This is a genomic window from Alcanivorax sp. NBRC 102024 (genome assembly GCF_001602235.1).
Lineage (GTDB): Bacteria > Pseudomonadota > Gammaproteobacteria > Pseudomonadales > Alcanivoracaceae > Alcanivorax.
This window is the reverse complement of record NZ_BDAS01000008.1, coordinates 96,109-114,208: the sequence shown is the minus strand read 5'-3', so window position 1 is coordinate 114,208 and position 18,100 is coordinate 96,109. Positions and strand designations below refer to the sequence as shown.

The window sequence follows — 18,100 nt, the reverse complement described above, 5'->3', positions numbered from 1 at the left end:
AGTATAACGGAAAGGCCACGGTGACTCATTGCCGATTTATCATCAGCCCAGGCCACCCTGACTCAGCGCACGTGGCGATTCTGCCTGTTAGCGCCCCTAATCATGAAACCAGTCATACAGGGTTTGTGCCATCTGGGCATTGATCCCCGGAACACGGGCCAACTCCCCGGCCGAGGCATTGCGTAGCTGTTTCAGGCCACCAAAGTGCGTCAACAGCGCCTTGCGACGCTTTGGACCGATGCCGGGAATTTCGTCCAGAGAGGATTGCTTGCGCGCCTTGCCACGCCGGGCGCGATGGCCGGTGAGCGCAAAGCGGTGGGCCTCATCGCGAACCTGCTGCAACAAGTGCAACGCGGAGTGGGACGGCCCGGGCACCAGTTCCTGACCATCGGGCAGGTACAGCACTTCAAAGCCGGGACGCCTGCTGGGCCCCTTGCCAATAGCCATGACCCGAACGCGATCGTGCAAGGCAAGCGCCTGCATCACACTCCAGGCGCGCTGCATCTGGCCCTTGCCGCCATCAATCAGCAGCAGATCCGGCAACCTGCCCTGCTCTTTGAGCACCCGCTGATAGCGCCGGCGCACCGCCTCTTCCAGCGCTTCATAATCATCACCGGCATGGGCCGGGGACACATTGAAATGGCGATAATCGGTTTTCCTGGCGCCCTGTTGGTCGAACACCACGCAGGACGCCACGGCTTTTTCGCCCTGGGTATGGCTGATATCAAAGCACTCGATCCGGCGAACCGGCTCATCCGCCCCGAGCAAGGCCTCGAGGGCCAGAAAGCGCTGCTCCATGTGCTCGCGGGCGGCCAGCTCGGCCGCCAGGGATTGCTGGGCATTGGTCTGGGCCATGGCAATCCAGGCAGCACGCTCTCCGCGAACCCGCCAGGCCAGACGCACCTTCTTGCCCCAGTGCTGGCTTAATGCCTGCTGTAATGCCTCAGCGCTGGCAGGCTCCAGGCCCAACAGGATTTCCTGGGGTTGCACCGGGTCCTCCCGGTCCCCCAGATAGTATTGCGCCAGGAAGGCCTCGAGAATATCGTTCTGATCTTCCTCGCCGCGGGTATCCGGGCGAAACGTCCGGTGGCCGAGAATCCTGCCCCCGCGAATCATCAATACTTCCAGTACAGCCAGTCCATGGCGGCTATCGATGGCCACCACATCCAGATTCCCCTGGCCGGTTTCCGCATACTGCTTTTGCTGAACAGCCTGTATGGCTGCCAGCTGATCGCGAATAATGGCGGCCCGCTCAAAATCCAGTGACTGGGCCGCACTGTCCATTTCCCGGCTGAGCTGTTCCACCACTTCCCGGCTGCGGCCATCCAGAAAATCCATGGCCAGCTTCACCTGTCGGGCATAGGCCTGTTCACTCACCAGCCCCACACAGGGTGCCGTACAGCGATTGATCTGGTGCTGTAGACAGGGTCGGGTGCGGTTGCGAAAATAACTGTCGCTACAGTTACGTACCTGGAAGACCTTTTCCACCAGGGACAGGGCTTCACGAACCGCGCCACCACTTGGATAGGGACCAAAGTAATGGCTGCCACTGCGGCGACTGCCGCGGTGAAAGGTGATGCGCGGGAAGCGGTCAGAGCTGGTGATACGGATGTAGGGGTAGGATTTATCGTCCCGCAGGAGAATGTTGTAGGGCGGCCGTAGTTCCTTGATCAGCGACTGCTCTAGCAGCAAGGCCTCCGCCTCACTGCCCGTCACTGTGGTCTGGACACTGGCGATACGCCCCACCAGGGCCCGGGTTTTCGGGCTGGTAATATTCTTCTGGAAGTAACTGCTCAGACGGGCCTGAAGATTACGGGCTTTACCCACATAGAGGACGTCACCCTCATCATTGAGCATGCGATAGACGCCCGGCTTGCGAGCGCAGTGATCAAGAAAATGTTGCGGGTCAAACTCTGACAAGGGAACAATCTCGGCCGGTTACTGCCCACAAAGTGTAACAGTTTCGCCCAGCCAGTTGTCTGTTTCCCGTGACCGCCCTGTTGCCATCAGGGAACGGTATTCTCAACCGCATCCAGCATGCCATGGCGTACCGCAAGCAAAGCCATTTCCACATCGCTGGTCACGCCCAGCTTATCGAAAATGCGATAGCGGTAGGTATTGACGGTTTTCGGTGACAGGCACAGTTTGTCAGCCACATCCTGCACCTTGTGGCAGTTGACGATCATCATCATGATCTGCAGTTCGCGCTCGGAGAGCATATCCAGCAGCGTGGCATCCTCACCGGTGTAGGGCTTCAGCGCCATGGTCTGGGCAATTTCCGGGCTGATGTACCGCTGCCCTGTGGTCACAACCTTGATGGCCCTGACCATTTCTTCCAGGCCAGCCCCCTTGGTCATGTAGCCGGCGGCGCCGGCTTTCATCAGCCGCGAGGGAAAGGGTTCCTCCTCGCACATGGTTACCGCGATCACGCGGATGCCCTCGTCCACACGCAGCAATTTGCGAGTTGCCTCAAGGCCGCCGATGCCTGGCATCTTGATGTCCATCAACACCACATCCGGCACCGTTTCCTTGGCCAGTTGCACGGCCTGTTCACCGGAGCTGGCCTCACCAACAACCCGCAAACCTTCAACCTCGTCCAGCATCCTGGAGATACCGGTTCTGACCAGATCATGGTCGTCCACTACCAATACTTTGATCATTGCTGCTTTCCCCCGGGTAATCCTTTACCCACTTCTTTTTCAGTATGTTCCGAAGAGTAGCGTCTGTGCACCCGCATGCATAGGGCAAGATGAACAAACGATGACATAGCGCACGTGCCCCGAATATTTACCGCCCGCCGGCCAGCCTGCATAAAACGGGTTAGCCATTGGTCGCGTTGACGCTGGCAGCAAAACCGCTAACCATAGGCTGCATGCCCGAACGGGCCCATCATAGCGACAATGACAAAGGGCACCCCATGAGCGCAATCGTTTTACTTTTGCTCGGTCTGGGTGGCATGGCCGCCGGATATCTATTCTACTCCCGCTTTATTGCATCCCGCATCTACAAGCTGGACCCTGCCTTTCGCACACCCGCCCACGAATTTGAGGATGGGGTGGATTTTGTGCCGACCAACCGTTTTGTCCTGTGGGGCCACCACTTCACCTCCGTTGCCGGCGCCGCCCCCATTGTCGGGCCGGCCATCGCGGTGATCTGGGGATGGTTGCCGGCCTTTGTCTGGGTAGTGCTGGGCACGGTCTTTTTTGCCGGGGTTCACGACAGCGGTGCGCTCTGGGCCAGTGTCCGCAACCGGGCCAAATCCGTAGGCGCCCTCACCGGCGAGGTGGTGGGTTATCGAGCCCGCACCGTGTTCATGATCGTTATTTTCCTGGTGCTGTTGATGGTGAATGCCGTTTTCGGGGTGGTCATTGCCAAGCTGTTGATCAACAACCCGGGGTCCGTGGTCCCGGTATGGGGTGCCATCGCGGTAGCACTGATCATCGGCCAACTCATTTACCGCCGTATCATTGGCCTGGGACTGGTCTCCGTGCTGGGTGTGATCGCCCTGTACAGCCTGATTTATGTGGGTCCCCAGGTCCCTGTGACATTACCGGAACAGGTCATGGGCCTTTCCGCCAACGCCAGCTGGATTCTGCTGTTATTCGCCTACGCGGCCATCGCCTCCCTGCTGCCGGTCTGGGTATTGCTGCAACCCCGCGATTACATCAATGGGCTACAACTTTTCGTGGGGCTGATTCTGCTCTATGGCGCTGTGCTGATTGGCAATCCACAGGTCGTCGCCCCCATGATCAATAACGATGTGCCTGCAGGGACCCCTTCCCTGTTACCCCTGCTGTTCGTCACCATTGCCTGTGGTGCCATTTCCGGCTTCCACGGACTGGTGGCATCCGGAACCAGCTCCAAACAGTTGGACAAGGAACCCGATGCCCGTTTTGTCGGGTATTTCGGCGCCGTGGGTGAAGGCGCCCTGGCTCTGGCGGCCATCATCGCAGCCACTGCCGGCTTCGCCACTCTGGCGGACTGGCAGGCTGTCTATACCGCTTTCGGTAATGGCAGTCTGAGCGCCTTCGTCAACGGTGGCGCCAATATTCTCGCCGGTGGTACCGGCATGGATGTGGGCGTGGCGGCCACACTTCTCACCGTCATGGCAGCCCTGTTTGCTGGCACCACCATGGATACCGGCCTGCGCCTGCAGCGTTATATCTTCCAGGAGTGGGGGGAAATCTATCAGCAGAAGTGGCTGACCCGCCCTCTCCCCGCCACTCTGCTGGCAGTCGCCAGCTGTTTACTGCTGGCCTTTGGAGCCGGAGGGGCAGACGGTTCCGGCGGCCTGCTGATCTGGCCTTTGTTTGGCACCACCAACCAGTTGCTGGCCGGACTAACCCTGCTGGTGATCACCATCATGCTCGTGAAACGGGGACGCCCTGCCATTTATACTCTGGCGCCTTTGATATTCCTGTTGGTCATGACCCTGTACGCCCTGTTGATCCAGCTGAAAAGTTTCTACGACCAATCAGACTGGTTCCTGCTGGGACTGGATCTGGTCGTACTGGTAGCCGCCTTGCTGGTGACCCTGGAGTGTGCAGCGGCCTTGAAACGCGCCTTTAGCGCCCCACCGGAGAACATCTGATGTCCGGCAAGACTCGGCTGCTTTTTCGCCGTCTGGGCGAACTGGGCGCCCAGTACTACAACGCGCCCTATCGGGCGGCCATCGCTCGGGCCAAACGGGACGAGGAAGACCTGTTCATGCTGCTGGTATTTGCCGAAATGATGGGTGTACCCAACCCGGCGGCCTGGAGCACGCTGGAACTGCAACCGCTGCTCATGGACCGTTTCCACGATTGGCATACCCGCATGGGTATGGAACGCTCCCCGCTCGACCATTTCCGCTGCTGCTGATGGCTGAGACCGCTCTGGATCTGGATCGACTGCTGGCGGAAAAGTCCCTGCTGATGGTTGGCGGCAAGGGCGGCGTAGGGAAAACCACGACCGCCTCGGCACTGGCCCTGCGCGCCGCAGAACAGGGGCGCCGGGTATTGCTGGTATCCACCGATCCTGCCCACAGTCTGGCCGACGCCTTCGACCGGCCCATCGGCAACCACCCGACCCGCATGGCTCCCAATCTGGTCGCCCTGGAGCTGGACCCGGATCAGGAAGTGGAGGCATATCTGGATCGTGTCAGTGCCCAGATGCGGCGCTTTGCCGGCCCGGACCAGGTGCGGGAGCTGGAAAAGCAATTGCGTCTGAGTCGCCAGTCTCCTGGTGCCCAGGAAGCGGCTCTGCTGGAACGCATCGCTCGCACTATCGATGAAGACAGCCGCGACTATGACCTGGTAATTTTCGATACTGCACCCACCGGCCACACTCTGCGACTGCTGAGCCTGCCGGAAGTGATGGCCGCCTGGACCGATGGTCTGTTACGCCACAATGAAAGAGCACGAACCCTGGGCAAGGTGCTCGGACACCTGACTCCCGGCAAGGACCTGGACAGCCCGCTGCAGGACCCCACCGAACACGCCACCGCAGATCTGGACCCGCGCAGTCGAGAAGTGGCAGAAACGCTGATGACCAGACAGCGCCTGTTCCACCGCACCCGACGGCAGCTCAGCGACCCGGACCACACCGCCTTCCTGTTCGTACTGACCCCGGAACGCCTGCCCATCCTGGAAACCGCCCGCGCCGTAGCCACCCTGCGCGACAGCCATATCCCGGTGGCAGGGGCCATCGTCAACCGGGTACTCCCGGATGCCGCCGACAGCGCTTTCTTCGCCGCCCGCCTGGTGCGTCAGCAACGACACATGATCGAACTGGATGAGGCGCTCAAAGGACTACCCAGAATCCAGCTACCGTTGCTGGAGGATGATATTCAGGGACTGGACGGGCTACAGGAATTTGCGGCTTTGCTGGAACCAACGATATAGACACGCAGGTTTTCGAGTTACGAGTTACGAGGAGCGAAAATCAAAACCAGCTTCGACTTTCGCTCCTCGTAACTCGTAACTCGCTACCGCTCCGTCGTCGGTTTCGTCGCCCGATTGGCCATAAAAAAAGCCCGCGCTCTTGCGAGCACGGGCTTCTTGTTTGGCGGAGGGGGTGGGATTTGAACCCACGGACGGTCTCCCGTCGCCGGTTTTCAAGACCGGTGCATTCGGCCACTCTGCCACCCCTCCAGACAGGCCCGCAATAATACATGAGCAATGAAGTCAGTCAATCGCGCTTCGCAAATCCTCGCTGCAACTGGTGGAAAGTTAATCAGCTGCGGGGCCAACTCAATCATCTCCTCACTAAATCGGGAACAATCAGCCACACTGCACATGGGTAGCCGCCTCATCAACGCTTCCCTGTCTTTGAGAGACTGCCACTGCCGATCAGCATTTGTTCAGTCATAGCAAAACCCGATGCCTTTGCCGATTCGGACCAACCCTGTTGCGGCGCCGTTTTGGTCGAAAAACGGCTGTAGCGCCCGCCCTGCCCTGATCCCCCGTCGGACCCATAAAAAATCGACCTTTATGCCTTGTTTCTTCGCTTGATTTTGGCGTTACCGCCCTTATTATCACAGGGACAATTCCTAAGGATGAGTGCAAACACATGAATAACCAGACCAACCCCTATTCCGTCTCTCCGCACGGCGTAGCCGTCACCGGGGAGCGCGCGGCCCAGGTATTGAAGAACACCTACATGCTGCTGGGGCTGTCACTGATTGTGGCCACCGGCGCCTCCTGGTTTGCCATGGCCAGCAACATCGGCTTTGTTAACGTCTGGCTGACCCTAGGCGTGTACTTTGGTCTGCTTTTCGCTACCAACATGCTCCGCAACAGCGCCTGGGGCATTCTGGCCGTATTCGGTTTGACCGGCTGGCTGGGCTTTACGACTGGCCCGATCATCAACATGTACGCGCAAATGCCGGGCGGCATGGAAATCGTAACCATGGCCCTGGGCGGCACTGCAGGCATCTTCGTGGCCATGTCAGCCATCGCTCTGGTGACCAAGAAAGACTTCAGTTTCATGACCAATTTCATCATGGTCGGTATTCTGGTGGCTTTTATTGCGGCAATCGCCAACATTTTCTTCGCCATACCCGCACTGGCCCTGGCGATCTCCGCCGCTTTCGTATTGCTGTCCTCAATGCTGATCCTGTGGCAGACCAGCGCCATCATCCACGGCGGCGAGACCAACTACATCATGGCCACGGTAACTCTGTTCGTGTCCCTGTATAACCTCTTCATGTCTCTGCTGCACCTGCTCACCGCCCTTGGTGGCGATGATTGATGCGGTTTGCCCTTCTGGTCAATGCGGCGGCGGATTCCGCCGCCGCACTGACTGCCCTTGATACTGCCCGGGCATTACTGGCCCACCCCAACTTCCATCTGTACCGCCTTTTCTTCTACCGTGACGCCGTGCACCTTGCCAACCGTCATGCCTGGCGTGGCGACGGCGATCAGGCCTGTGCCGCGCAACAATGGCAGCAATGGCTGGCTGAGAACCCTGTTGATGCAGTGGTTTGTGTAGGCGCAGCCCAGCGACGGGGCGTGGTACCGGATACCCTGGCAGAGGGCTTTACTCTGGCCGGTCTGGGCCAGTGGGCCGATGCTCTTATCAACAGCGACCGGGTCATTCAGTTTGGCTAACCCGATTCTCTACATCGCCACCGGCAGTGCGCCGTTATCCAGCCAGTTTCAGGAAACCCTGGATATGCTGTTAACCGGGGCAGCCTTTGGCCAGCCCACGATCCTGTGGCTCACCGAAGCGTCCCTGTCTCAGCTGCAACGGGCACCCAGCGACGCTCTGGCACAGCTCCCCGACTTTGGCGTACGCTGTGTCACTGACAGTATTGCGCCAGTGGCGCCAGTCCCGGTAGAGACGCTGGACTCTCAATCCTTGCTGAGGCTGCGCGACCAGTGCACTCAGGTTGTGGTGTTCTGAAGCGATGATTCATCTGATCGGTTTTCCCCCGCACAGTCCCCAACGGCGGACATTCGAGACACTGTATCGTGACGGCGATATCTGCGTGTTCAGCGATGCCGGCCTGCTGTGCGCTTCCGGCTTCGCACTGAAAGGCGAAGGCTATTTGCTGCAGCACTCCGCACTGGCTCTGCCGGACAACACCTTGCCTGTTATTGACCACCCCCGGCTGCTGGAGCTGGTCGCCGAACATGGCCCCTGTACCAGTTGGTATTGATATCACGCTCACTCGTCGTACGCTTCACGCAACATGCGCCCTTCCCTGCCTGAAGTGACGGGCATCCACGAGGTTAACCATGACTGAACATGCTTTTGCCCCTTTTGTACGCACACTTGGCCGCGGTAAACGGGCACGGCGCAGTCTCACGCGGGAGGAAGCCCGGGAAGCCATGCAGGCCATTCTCGATGGCCAGGTGGAAGACATTCAACTTGGCGCCTTCCTGATGCTGCTACGGGTAAAGGAAGAAACGCCCGAGGAGCTGGCCGGCTTTCTGGATGCCTGCCGTCCGGTGTGTTACCGGGCGCTGGCCGACCTGCCGGACGTGCAGCTTGACTGGCCCAGCTACGCGGGCAAGAAAAAGCACCACCCCTGGTATCTGCTGGCAGCATTGTTACTGGCTAGCCATGGCATCCGCACCCTGCTTCATGGCGGGCCCGCCCATACCCCGAACCGGGTCTACAGTGACCAGCTGTTGCCACAACTGGGGCTGCCGGTGGCCGATTCTCCACAGGCCGCCGCCGCCCATCTGGATCAGCATGGCCTGGCGTATCTGCCGCTGGAGACTTTCTGCGCGCCACTATCGCACCTGCTGACTCTGCGCTACTTTCTTGGCCTGCGCTCCCCCATCAATACGCTGGCGAGAAGTCTCAATCCGGCCAAAGCGCCCCTGTCCATGCAGAGCGTCTTCCACCCCGCCTACATCGAGCTCCACCAGGGCGCCGCCGACCTGGCGGGTGATCAGGACCTGCTGCTATTCAAGGGCGAAGGCGGCGAACTGGAAATCCGCCCGGATGCGCGCACCCAGATCACCGGCATCCGACATGGCGAACATCTGGAAGGCGCAGCCGTTCTGGATAACGTCATGCCACGGCAAAGCCCCCCTGGCGAGCCGGATGCACAAACCGTGCTGGCGGTATGGCGTGACGAGCAGAGCGATGACTATGGCGAAAATGCAGTGATCCAGACCGTAGCCGTAGCGCTATGGGGACTGGACCGGGCGGCTTCGCTGGAAGACGCACAGGAGCTGGCACGTGAGTTGTGGCAGAACAGGGAAAGGCAATTAATAGTTAATAGTTAATAGTTACGCGGTCAAGCGTATTCGGTTTTCAGACAAAGAAGCCGCGACCACAGCCATGGTCGCGGCTTCTTGCTTTCAAAACAGACGGGCAATCTCGCGTCGTTATTAATTATCCATTATTAATTATTAATTGCCTTTCCCGAACCATTCAAACTGCGAATGCAGGCTCACCACACTGCCAACAATGATCAAGGTCGGCGCATGAACCTCGCGACCTTCAATCTGATCCGGCAGGCTCTCGAGGGTACCGGTGATCACTTCCTGTAGGTTGGTAGTGCCGCGGGACACCAGGGCGATGGGTGTGTCGCCGGCACGGCCGTGTTCCATCAGCTCAGTGCAGATCTGTCGCAGCCCCACCAGCCCCATGTAGAAGACCACCGTCTCCGTTTCACTGACCAGGTGCTCCCAGTCAAGGGTAACGGTCCCATCCTTGCGATGGCCGGTAACGAAGCGCACGGACTGGGCATGGTCACGGTGGGTCAACGGAATACCGGCATAGGCGGCACACCCACTGGCGGCAGTAATCCCCGGCACCACCTGAAAGTCGATGCCCTCCGCCACGATCAGGTCAATTTCCTCGCCGCCGCGGCCAAAGATAAAGGGGTCTCCCCCTTTCAGCCGGCACACCTTCTTGCCCTGTTTGGCGTAATGGACCAGCAGTTCGTTGATATTGTCCTGGGGCAAGGCGTGTTTGTCCCGCGCCTTGCCCACGTAAACCAGTTCCGCATCCCGCCGCGCCAGATCCACGATGCCCTGTCCCACCAGACGGTCATAGAGGACCACATCGGCTTTCTGCAACAGGCGCAGGGCGCGGAAAGTAAGCAGGTCCGGGTCGCCGGGACCGGCGCCCACCAGGTAGACCTCACCACGGCTCAAGCGGGCTGCATCGGCCTGCTCGATGGCTTCGCTGAGCATGGCTTCGGCTTCGCTGTCCTTGCCGGCCATGACTTTTTCGACCAGGGGACCCTCCAGGGCCTGCTCCCAGAACAGGCGGCGGGCGCCCACGTTCTTGAGTTTGTCCTTGAGGGGTTGGCGGAATCTGGCCATCAGGTCAGCCAGGCGACCCCAGCGAGCCGGCAACGCAGACTCCAGCTGATTTCGCAGCTTGCGCGCCAGTACCGGCGAGGCCCCGGAGGAACTGATACTGATCAGCACCGGGGAACGGTCCACGATGGCCGGAAAGATGAAATCTCCCAGAGACGGGTTATCCACCACATTCACCGGCAGGCCTTTTTCCTGGGCCAATTCCGCCACCGAGGCATTCACGGACCCATCGTCAGTGGCACAAATGACCAAAGCCTGACCGGTCAGATCGCCGGATTCAAAGGCACGCTCAACACACTCACCGCCACTTTGCGCCACGATGTCGCACAATTCTGCGCACACTTCAGGCGCAACCACATTCACCTTTGCGCCAGATCGGTGCAGGAGACGCCCCTTACGCAGGGCCACTTCGCCGCCCCCCACCAACAGGGCCGATTTGCCCTGCAGACGCCAGCTGATTGGCAGGAATTCCATGATTGCTCCCTGTTTCAATGACCGGGAGCGTGCTACTGCAACCGCTCCAGGCCTCTCATGTAGGGGCGCAGTGCCTCCGGTACGGTTACGGAACCATCCTCATTCTGATAGTTCTCCAGAATCGCCACCAGTGTACGCCCTACTGCCAGACCCGACCCATTCAAAGTATGTACCAGTTCCGGCTTGCCGGTTTCCGGGTTACGCCAGCGGGCCTGCATGCGGCGGGCCTGGTAGTCACGGAAATTGGAACAGGAGGAGATTTCCCGGTAGCGCTGCTGGCTGGGCAGCCAGACCTCAATGTCATAGGTCTTGGAGGAAGAAAAGCCCAGATCACCGCCACACAGGATCACTACCCGATAGGGTAAATCCAGCTTCTGCAAAATCGCTTCCGCATGACCGGTCAGGGCTTCCAGGGCCGCATCCGACTCTTCCGGGCGCACCAGCTGCACCAGCTCCACCTTCTCGAACTGGTGCTGGCGGATCATGCCGCGGGTATCCTTGCCATGGCTGCCTGCCTCGGAGCGAAAACAGGGGGTATGGCAGGTATAGCGCCGGGGCAGCGCCTCCGCATCGATAATCTCGTCAGCGGCCAGATTGGTTACCGGGACTTCGGCGGTGGGAATCAGGTACAGCTCGCGTTCCCCTTCCATCTTGAACAGGTCATCCGCGAACTTGGGCAGCTGACCGGTGCCGCGCAGGGCTTCAGGACCCACCAGGTAAGGTACATAAACTTCTTCATAGCCGTGTTCGCTGCTATGAATATCGAGCATAAAATCGATTAGCGCACGATGCAGACGGGCCAGGCCACCAGTCATTACCGCAAAGCGGCTGCCGGAGAGTTTGGCAGCACGCTCGAAATCGAGACTGCCCTGCCCCAGCGCCTCGCCCACATCCACATGGTCCTTTGGCTCGAAGGCAAAGGTCTTCGGTGTACCCCACTGACGCACTTCCACGTTGTCGTCTTCGTCATTGCCGGCAGGCACGGCGTCCTGAGGTACATTGGGAATGCCCATCAGGAAATCACGAATCTCATCCTGAATCGCCTTGGCGTTGGCCACCTCCTGATCCAGTTCCTGGTCAATGGTCTTCAGGGATTCGGCCACCTGGGCCTTGGCCTGCTCCACATTCATACCGGACTGGATCAGCTGGCCCACCTGCTTGGACGCTTTCTTGCGCTCGGCCTGCAGATCCTGGGATCGCACGTCCGCCTGTTTGCGGCGAGCATCCAGGGCGGCAAAGGCATCCAGATCCAGGTCAAAACCACGCTTGGCCAGTGCTGCCTTGATGGCTTCACCGTCCTGACGCAGGGCACGAATATCCAGCATGTTTGTTTCACTCCAGGCAAAAAACGCCCGACGCCAGATGCCTGACGCAAGACGCTGATAAGATTCTTCCTGTAGGAGCCATGCTTGCATGGCTCCTACAATGTTTTTTCAGGCAATCGTTACTCGAACACCAACCGTCCCAGCAGCAATCCCAGCCCACCGAGACAAAAACAGACCAGCACCGACGCCAGGGCATAGCCAGCCGCCATCCCGTAGGCTTTCACTTCCACCAATCGAACCAGTTCGAAGGAGAAGGTGGAAAACGTGGTCAACGCGCCGAGCATGCCGGTCATCAACGCCAGCCGCCAGAGCTCACCCACCGGCAGGCTGGCCAGAGCCACCGCCAGAAAGCCGAACAAAAAACTGCCCACCAGATTCACCCCGAAGGTGGCCCAGGGCCAGGTCGGCATGGTCGGCACACCGATCCACAGCGTAGTGGCAAAACGCAGGCTGGCCCCAACAGCTCCGCCGCCGGCAACAGCCAGCCAGGGCGCCAGGGTTGCCATATTCATGACTCGTCCCCGTAGCGTTTCCAGTCACTTTGCTGGTTCAGCTCGCGCAGACGCGCCAGCTTTTCCGCCACCTTGATTTCCAGCCCCCGGTTCACCGGTTCGTACAAGCGGGTCCCGCTGAGGCTGGGCGGAAAGTAGTTCTCGCCAGCCACAAAGGCATCCGGAAAATCGTGGGCGTAATGATACTCGGCACCGAAGCCTTCATCTTTCATCAACTGGGTGGGCGCATTGCGCAGATGCAGTGGCACCTCATCAGTGGGGTGCTCACGTACCAGCGCCCGGGCCTGGTTATAGGCCTTGTAAACCGCATTGCTCTTGGGCGCCACCGCCAGGTAAGCAATGGCCTGGGCGATGGCCAGCTCGCCTTCCGGGCTGCCCAGCCGCTCCTGCACATCCCAGGCCTGCAGGCAGAGCGTCAAGGCACGGGGGTCCGCATTGGCCACTTCCTCACTGGCCATCCTTACCACGCGGCGGGCAATGTACAGGGGGTCACAGCCACCGTCCAGCATGCGCGCAAACCAGTACAGCGCCGCATCCGGATCAGACCCGCGAACGGATTTGTGCAGCGCGCTGATCTGGTCATAAAACAGATCCCCGCCCTTGTCGAACCGACACACCGCATCGCGAAGCACTTCCCGCATCAGCGCCGCATCGATGACCGGGGATTCGCCGTCAGCCAGATCCGCCGCCACTTCCAGCATATTCAGCAATCTCCGGGCATCACCATCGGCGTAGTTCAGCAATAGCTGGCGAGCATCACCGTCAAGCTCCATGCCTTTCAGGGTCGGGTCCGCCAGGGCCCGGGACAGCAAACCGTGCAGGTCCTCCGCGGTCAGTGAGCGCAGTCGGTAGACCCGGGCCCGGGACAGCAAGGCATTGTTGAGTTCGAAAGAGGGATTTTCCGTGGTGGCACCGATAAAGGTGATGGTGCCCTCTTCCACATGGGGCAGGAAGGCGTCCTGCTGGGCCTTGTTAAAGCGGTGCACCTCGTCCACGAACAGGACCGTGCGCCGCCCCTGGCCCAGGCGCACCTGCGCCTGTTCCACCGCCGCGCGGATATCCTTGACCCCGGACAGCACTGCGGAAAGCGTGATAAAGGCCGCATCCACCGCCTGGGCCAGAATCAACGCCAGGGTGGTCTTGCCGGTCCCCGGCGGCCCCCACAGGATCATGGAATGCAGTTGACCCCGCTCCAGTGCCTGGCGAAAAGGTTTGCCGTCGCCCACCAGATGCTGCTGCCCCACGTACTCGTCCAGCGAGGTGGGACGCAGGCGTGCCGCCAGGGGCTGAGCCTGCCGGGCAGCGTCGGTGGCGAACAGGTCGTTCATTGTTGTTGCTGAATCACATCCGTGCCTTCCGGCGGCACGAAGTTGAACAACGCGGCATCAATGCCGGTGTTGATCATCAAGTCGCGAAAATCGATCACGGTTTGCTGACCCAGGGCATCCTGCAGACGCATGGAACGGGGCTTGTCGCCCTCGAAAGTTACATCCAGCTGGTCGAACAAGGGATCGCTGCCTTTCGGCTTGAGGCGGTAGGTGACGCTTTCTCCCTCCCGGCTGCGCTCGGAAATGGCGAAGGCCTCGGCCACGTCAGCAGGTTTGCCGCCAAACAGCAACGCTGGGGTCTGGCCAAGATCCTGACTGAGGGGGCGCACCACCACTTGCTCCAGATCCTTGTCATAGACCCAGACGGTGCTGCCATCGGACACTGCCAGTTGCTCGAAAGGCATTGCCGTGGACCAGTAGAAGCGGTTGCCCCGGGCAACCTGAAACTCCCCTTCCGCTTCCTGCATGTGGGTACCACCCTGGTCCAGCACCATCTGTTCAAACTGGCCCTTCATGGATTCCAGCTTCTGCAGCTTGGACAGCAGCTCATCGGTAGGGGCCGCCCACAACAGGGACGGCATGATCAGTAAACCCGTTAACAGCTTGCGCATTGAAACTCCTTGTTAAACCGGCGGCGGCGCCAGCACTTCGCGCTGGCCGTTGTGCCCCGCCTCGCTGACAACCCCGGCCATCTCCATGGCTTCCACCAGACGGGCGGCGCGGTTGTAGCCGATTTTCAGTTTCCGCTGTACGGACGAAATGGAAGCCCGGCGCGACTGGGTCACATAGGCCACCGCCTCGTCATAAAGCGGGTCGTTTTCGTCATCGCCCCCGCCACCGGCACTTTCCATACCGGGCATGGGCGCATTGAGATCACTGCCACCATCCAGAATTTCGTCCAGATAGTTGGGCTCACCGCGTTTGCGCCAATCGTCACAGACCCGGTGTACCTCTTCATCTGAGACAAAGGCGCCATGGACACGTTCCGGAACACTTTTGCCGCCGGGCAAATAAAGCATGTCACCGTGGCCGAGCAGTTGCTCCGCCCCACCCTGGTCCAGCACCGTGCGGGAATCGATCTTGGAGGACACCTGGAAACCGATCCGCGACGGCACGTTGGCCTTGATCAGGCCGGTGATCACGTCCACGGATGGCCGCTGGGTGGCAAGAATCAGGTGGATACCGGCGGCCCGGGCCTTCTGGGCAATACGGGCAATCAGCTCTTCCACCTTCTTGCCGACGATCATCATCATGTCGGCAAATTCATCAATCACGATGACAATGTAGGGCAGATGCTCCGCCAGTGGTGCCTCTTCCTCCAGATTCATGGGGTCGTCCGGCTTCCACATGGGGTCCTTGAGCGGCTGGCCCGCCTTCTTGGCGTCTGCCACCTTGCGGTTATAGCCGGAAAGGTTACGTACGCCCATGGATGCCATCAGCCGGTAGCGACGCTCCATTTCACCCACCCCCCAACGCAGGGCGCCGGCGGCCTCCTTCATGTCAGTGACCACCGGAGTCAGCAGATGGGGGATGCCATCGTAGACCGCCAACTCCAGCATCTTGGGGTCAATCAGGATCATCCGCACATCTTCCGGGCTGGACTTGAACAGCATGGAAAGCAGCATGGCGTTCACGCCCACCGATTTACCCGAGCCGGTGGTGCCCGCCACCAGCAAGTGGGGCATCTTGGCCAGATCGGCCATGACCGGGTTACCGGCAATGTCCTTGCCCAGCGCCATGGTCAACGGTGACGGAGACTGGTCGAACATCTGGGTGCCGACCACTTCGGTAAAGCGGATCATTTCCCGTTGTTCGTTGGGAATCTCGATACCGACGGTGGTCTTGCCGGGGATCACTTCCACCACCCGCACACTGATCACCGCCAGGGAGCGAGCCAGATCCTTGGCCAGGTTAGTGATTCGCGACACCTTGATGCCCGGTGCCGGCTGGATTTCAAAGCGGGTAATCACCGGGCCGGGCTGCACCGCCACCACTTCCGCTTCGATATTGAAGTCCTTGAGCTTGATTTCCAGCAGGCGAGACATGCCTTCCAGGGCTTCCTCGGAAAAGCCCCCTTTGGACTCTTCCACCTGATCCAGGAGCACCAGCGGTGGCAGCTCGCCAGTAACCTCGGTGGTAAAGAGTTTCTGCTGTTTCTCCTTCTGGACCCGGGCGCTCTTCTCCACCGGTTTGGCCGGTTTGGCGATCTTCGGGGGGGTGCGGGTCTCGGCTTTCTTCTTCGCTTCGCTGATCACCTTGGCGCGCTTTTCATGGGCCTCTTTCTTCTGCTGGGCCTCCTCGCGCTTCTTGCGGCGAGCCTGCCACCAGGCGGGGATTTTCTCGAAGGCCCCCAACACCAGGGCACCCAGCCCTTCGGCCAGAGCGATCCAGGACAGATCCGTAAAGATCGTCACCCCGATCAGGAACAGGGCCACCATGATCAGTGAGCCGCCCAAGGGGTTAAAACCGTCCAGTGCCGCGGCACCGACCTCGTGGCCGAGAATCCCCCCTGCCCCTTCCGGCAGGGCATCCCCCACGGTGAAGTGCATATAGGACAGTGCGGTTCCCGCCAGCATGGTCAGGACAAAGCCCACCAGGCGCAGGCTGAATAATGGCCAGCTGCCCGGCAGACCCGCATGGCGCTCTCTCAGCACCTTGGTGGCCCAAAAGCCCACCAGCACCGGAAACAGATAAGCCATGTAGCCGAACAGGCCCAGCAGCAAGTCAGCGCTGAACGCCCCTGCCCGGCCGGCGGCATTGCGCACCGCATCCACATTGCCCACATAGGACCAACCCGGATCCCGGCTGTCGAAACTGATCAGCGCCAGCAGCAGATACAGGGACAGGGCAATCAGGGCGATCACCATGCCTTCTACCAAACCGCGCTTGAGATGGCGGGAAAACCCGGACTGTCCTTGCCCGGCAACCGTTTTACTCACGCCTTGCCCCTCGCATTCATAAAGTTACGCTTAAAAAAGTGCTGATAACGAATTGAAATTATTGCGATTGTAGTCAATCCCGCTGGGAGCGGCCAGCTTTGTGGCCCCGGCCCGGCCGAGCCGCCGGGCATTATCGCACAATTCCCCCTGGCTGCCTGCCCGGCGTGGAGTCGGTTGGCCAAATCTATAGGATCGATAGGCTTCACGTCACCCCGGTTTTACGGTAGTTTTCACACGCCTTGAATGTGCAGTGCCGCACCCCCATTAGCTGGGTGACAACCTGCCCTTACCTATCAACTGGAGTTCTCAATGAGCGACGTGCAGCACCATCGCCTGATTATCCTCGGTTCCGGCCCTGCGGGTTACACCGCCGCCGTTTACGCCGCCCGTGCCAACCTGAAGCCGGTGGTGATTACCGGGATTCAGCCCGGTGGGCAGCTGACCACCACCACCGAGGTAGATAACTGGCCCGGTGATGTGGAAGGCCTGCAAGGCCCGGACCTGATGGTGCGCATGCAGCAGCACGCCGAGCGCTTCGAGACGCAGATGGTGTATGACCACATCAATGAAGTGGATGTCCGTAATCGCCCCTTCACCCTCAAGGGCGACAGCGGCACCTACACCTGCGACGCCCTGATCATTGCCACCGGCGCTTCCGCCATGTACCTGGGCCTGGAGTCCGAGGAAGCTTTCATGGGCAAAGGGGTGTCCGCCTGCGCCACCTGTGACGGTTTCTTCTACAAGGGCCAGCGCGTGGCTGTCATTGGCGGCGGCAATACCGCCGTTGAGGAGGCCCTGTACCTGTCACACATCGCTGAACACGTTACCCTGGTGCACCGTCGCGACAGCCTGCGTGCGGAGAAAATCCTGCAGGACAAGCTGCTGGCCAAGGACAACATCAGCGTCGAGTGGGATCACACCCTGGAAGAGGTACTGGGCGACGACAGCGGCGTGACCGGTATGCGCATCAAGTCCACCAAGGGTGAAGGCAGCAAGGATCTGGAACTGCAGGGCGTCTTCATTGCTATCGGTCACAAGCCGAATACGGATATCTTTGAAGGTCAGCTGGACATGAATGACGGCTACATCAAGATCCGCAGCGGCATTGAAGGCAATGCGACGGCCACCAGTGTGGAAGGCGTGTTCGCTGCCGGTGATGTGGCTGACCACGTCTACCGCCAGGCAGTGACCTCCGCCGGTGCCGGCTGTATGGCCGCTCTGGATGCGGAGAAGTATCTGGATAACCTGAACCACTAA

17 protein-coding genes and 1 tRNA gene are annotated in these 18,100 nt (G+C 60.0%); 9 read left to right on the top strand and 9 right to left on the bottom strand.

Going from position 1 to position 18,100, the window contains the following annotated elements; all coding sequences use genetic code 11:
- Nucleotides 1–96: 96 nt before the first annotated feature.
- Nucleotides 97–1,920 (bottom strand): excinuclease ABC subunit UvrC, encoded by a 1,824-nt coding sequence (gene uvrC, locus A0251_RS13050; RefSeq protein ID WP_062817290.1) that lies wholly within the window; start codon nt 1,918–1,920, stop codon nt 97–99.
- Nucleotides 1,921–2,006: 86 nt separating this feature from the next.
- A complete protein-coding gene (uvrY, locus tag A0251_RS13045) occupies nt 2,007–2,660 on the bottom strand; it encodes a UvrY/SirA/GacA family response regulator transcription factor (RefSeq protein WP_062817289.1) in 654 nt (217 codons plus the stop codon).
- A 257-nt stretch (nt 2,661–2,917) separates the two neighbouring features.
- On the opposite strand from uvrY, the gene A0251_RS13040 reads away from it, so the two are divergent.
- From A0251_RS13040 to A0251_RS13030, 3 genes are read left to right on the top strand one after another with little or no spacing between them, the layout of a single operon-like run.
- Entirely contained in the window at nt 2,918–4,591 is a 1,674-nt protein-coding gene (locus tag A0251_RS13040; RefSeq protein WP_062817345.1) for a carbon starvation protein A, read from the top strand.
- Entirely contained in the window at nt 4,591–4,860 is a 270-nt protein-coding gene (locus tag A0251_RS13035) for a cory-CC-star protein (protein WP_062817288.1), read from the top strand. The genes A0251_RS13040 and A0251_RS13035 overlap by 1 nt, the downstream gene beginning before the upstream one ends.
- Nucleotides 4,860–5,882: an ArsA family ATPase gene (locus A0251_RS13030; RefSeq protein WP_062817287.1), complete on the top strand. Its 1,023-nt coding sequence runs from the start codon at nt 4,860–4,862 to the stop codon at nt 5,880–5,882. The genes A0251_RS13035 and A0251_RS13030 overlap by 1 nt, the downstream gene beginning before the upstream one ends.
- Nucleotides 5,883–6,043: 161 nt before the next feature.
- On the opposite strand, the gene A0251_RS13025 is transcribed toward A0251_RS13030, so the two are convergent.
- Nucleotides 6,044–6,131 (bottom strand) — tRNA-Ser (locus A0251_RS13025).
- A 418-nt stretch (nt 6,132–6,549) separates the two neighbouring features.
- Between A0251_RS13025 and A0251_RS13020 the strand changes: the two genes are divergently transcribed.
- The 5 genes from A0251_RS13020 to A0251_RS13000 all read left to right on the top strand — a co-directional run bounded on the left by A0251_RS13020 (nt 6,550) and on the right by A0251_RS13000 (nt 9,221).
- Nucleotides 6,550–7,230, top strand: a complete 681-nt coding sequence (locus tag A0251_RS13020) for a Bax inhibitor-1/YccA family protein (RefSeq protein ID WP_062817286.1) — start codon at nt 6,550–6,552, stop codon at nt 7,228–7,230.
- A complete protein-coding gene (tusD, locus tag A0251_RS13015; protein ID WP_062817285.1) occupies nt 7,230–7,589 on the top strand; it encodes a sulfurtransferase complex subunit TusD in 360 nt (119 codons plus the stop codon). Before A0251_RS13020 ends, tusD begins: the two co-directional genes overlap by 1 nt.
- Complete coding sequence (locus tag A0251_RS13010) at nt 7,582–7,884, top strand: hypothetical protein (protein ID WP_156478291.1); 303 nt, start codon at nt 7,582–7,584, stop codon at nt 7,882–7,884. Before tusD ends, A0251_RS13010 begins: the two co-directional genes overlap by 8 nt.
- A gap of 4 nt (nt 7,885–7,888) precedes the next feature.
- Nucleotides 7,889–8,140, top strand: a complete 252-nt coding sequence (locus tag A0251_RS13005; RefSeq protein ID WP_062817283.1) for a hypothetical protein — start codon at nt 7,889–7,891, stop codon at nt 8,138–8,140.
- A 79-nt stretch (nt 8,141–8,219) separates the two neighbouring features.
- A complete protein-coding gene (locus A0251_RS13000; protein ID WP_062817282.1) occupies nt 8,220–9,221 on the top strand; it encodes a glycosyl transferase family protein in 1,002 nt (333 codons plus the stop codon).
- 126 nt (nt 9,222–9,347) lie between these two features.
- On the opposite strand, the gene cysG is transcribed toward A0251_RS13000, so the two are convergent.
- The 6 genes from cysG to A0251_RS12970 all read right to left on the bottom strand — a co-directional run bounded on the left by cysG (nt 9,348) and on the right by A0251_RS12970 (nt 16,843).
- On the bottom strand, nt 9,348–10,739 hold the full coding sequence (cysG, locus tag A0251_RS12995; protein WP_062817281.1) for a siroheme synthase CysG: 1,392 nt from the start codon (nt 10,737–10,739) through the stop codon (nt 9,348–9,350).
- A gap of 32 nt (nt 10,740–10,771) precedes the next feature.
- Entirely contained in the window at nt 10,772–12,064 is a 1,293-nt protein-coding gene (serS, locus tag A0251_RS12990) for a serine--tRNA ligase (RefSeq protein WP_062817280.1), read from the bottom strand.
- A 119-nt stretch (nt 12,065–12,183) separates the two neighbouring features.
- Entirely contained in the window at nt 12,184–12,576 is a 393-nt protein-coding gene (locus tag A0251_RS12985; protein WP_062817279.1) for a CrcB family protein, read from the bottom strand.
- Nucleotides 12,573–13,904 carry a replication-associated recombination protein A gene (locus tag A0251_RS12980; protein WP_062817278.1) on the bottom strand — a complete coding sequence of 444 codons (1,332 nt, stop codon included), beginning with the start codon at nt 13,902–13,904 and terminating at the stop codon, nt 12,573–12,575. The genes A0251_RS12985 and A0251_RS12980 overlap by 4 nt, the downstream gene beginning before the upstream one ends.
- Nucleotides 13,901–14,515 (bottom strand): outer membrane lipoprotein chaperone LolA, encoded by a 615-nt coding sequence (gene lolA / locus A0251_RS12975; protein ID WP_062817277.1) that lies wholly within the window; start codon nt 14,513–14,515, stop codon nt 13,901–13,903. Before lolA ends, A0251_RS12980 begins: the two co-directional genes overlap by 4 nt.
- 12 nt (nt 14,516–14,527) lie before the next feature.
- A complete protein-coding gene (locus tag A0251_RS12970) occupies nt 14,528–16,843 on the bottom strand; it encodes a DNA translocase FtsK (RefSeq protein WP_062817276.1) in 2,316 nt (771 codons plus the stop codon).
- Between the two features lie 309 nt (nt 16,844–17,152).
- On the opposite strand from A0251_RS12970, the gene trxB reads away from it, so the two are divergent.
- Complete coding sequence (trxB, locus tag A0251_RS12965; RefSeq protein WP_062817275.1) at nt 17,153–18,100, top strand: thioredoxin-disulfide reductase; 948 nt, start codon at nt 17,153–17,155, stop codon at nt 18,098–18,100.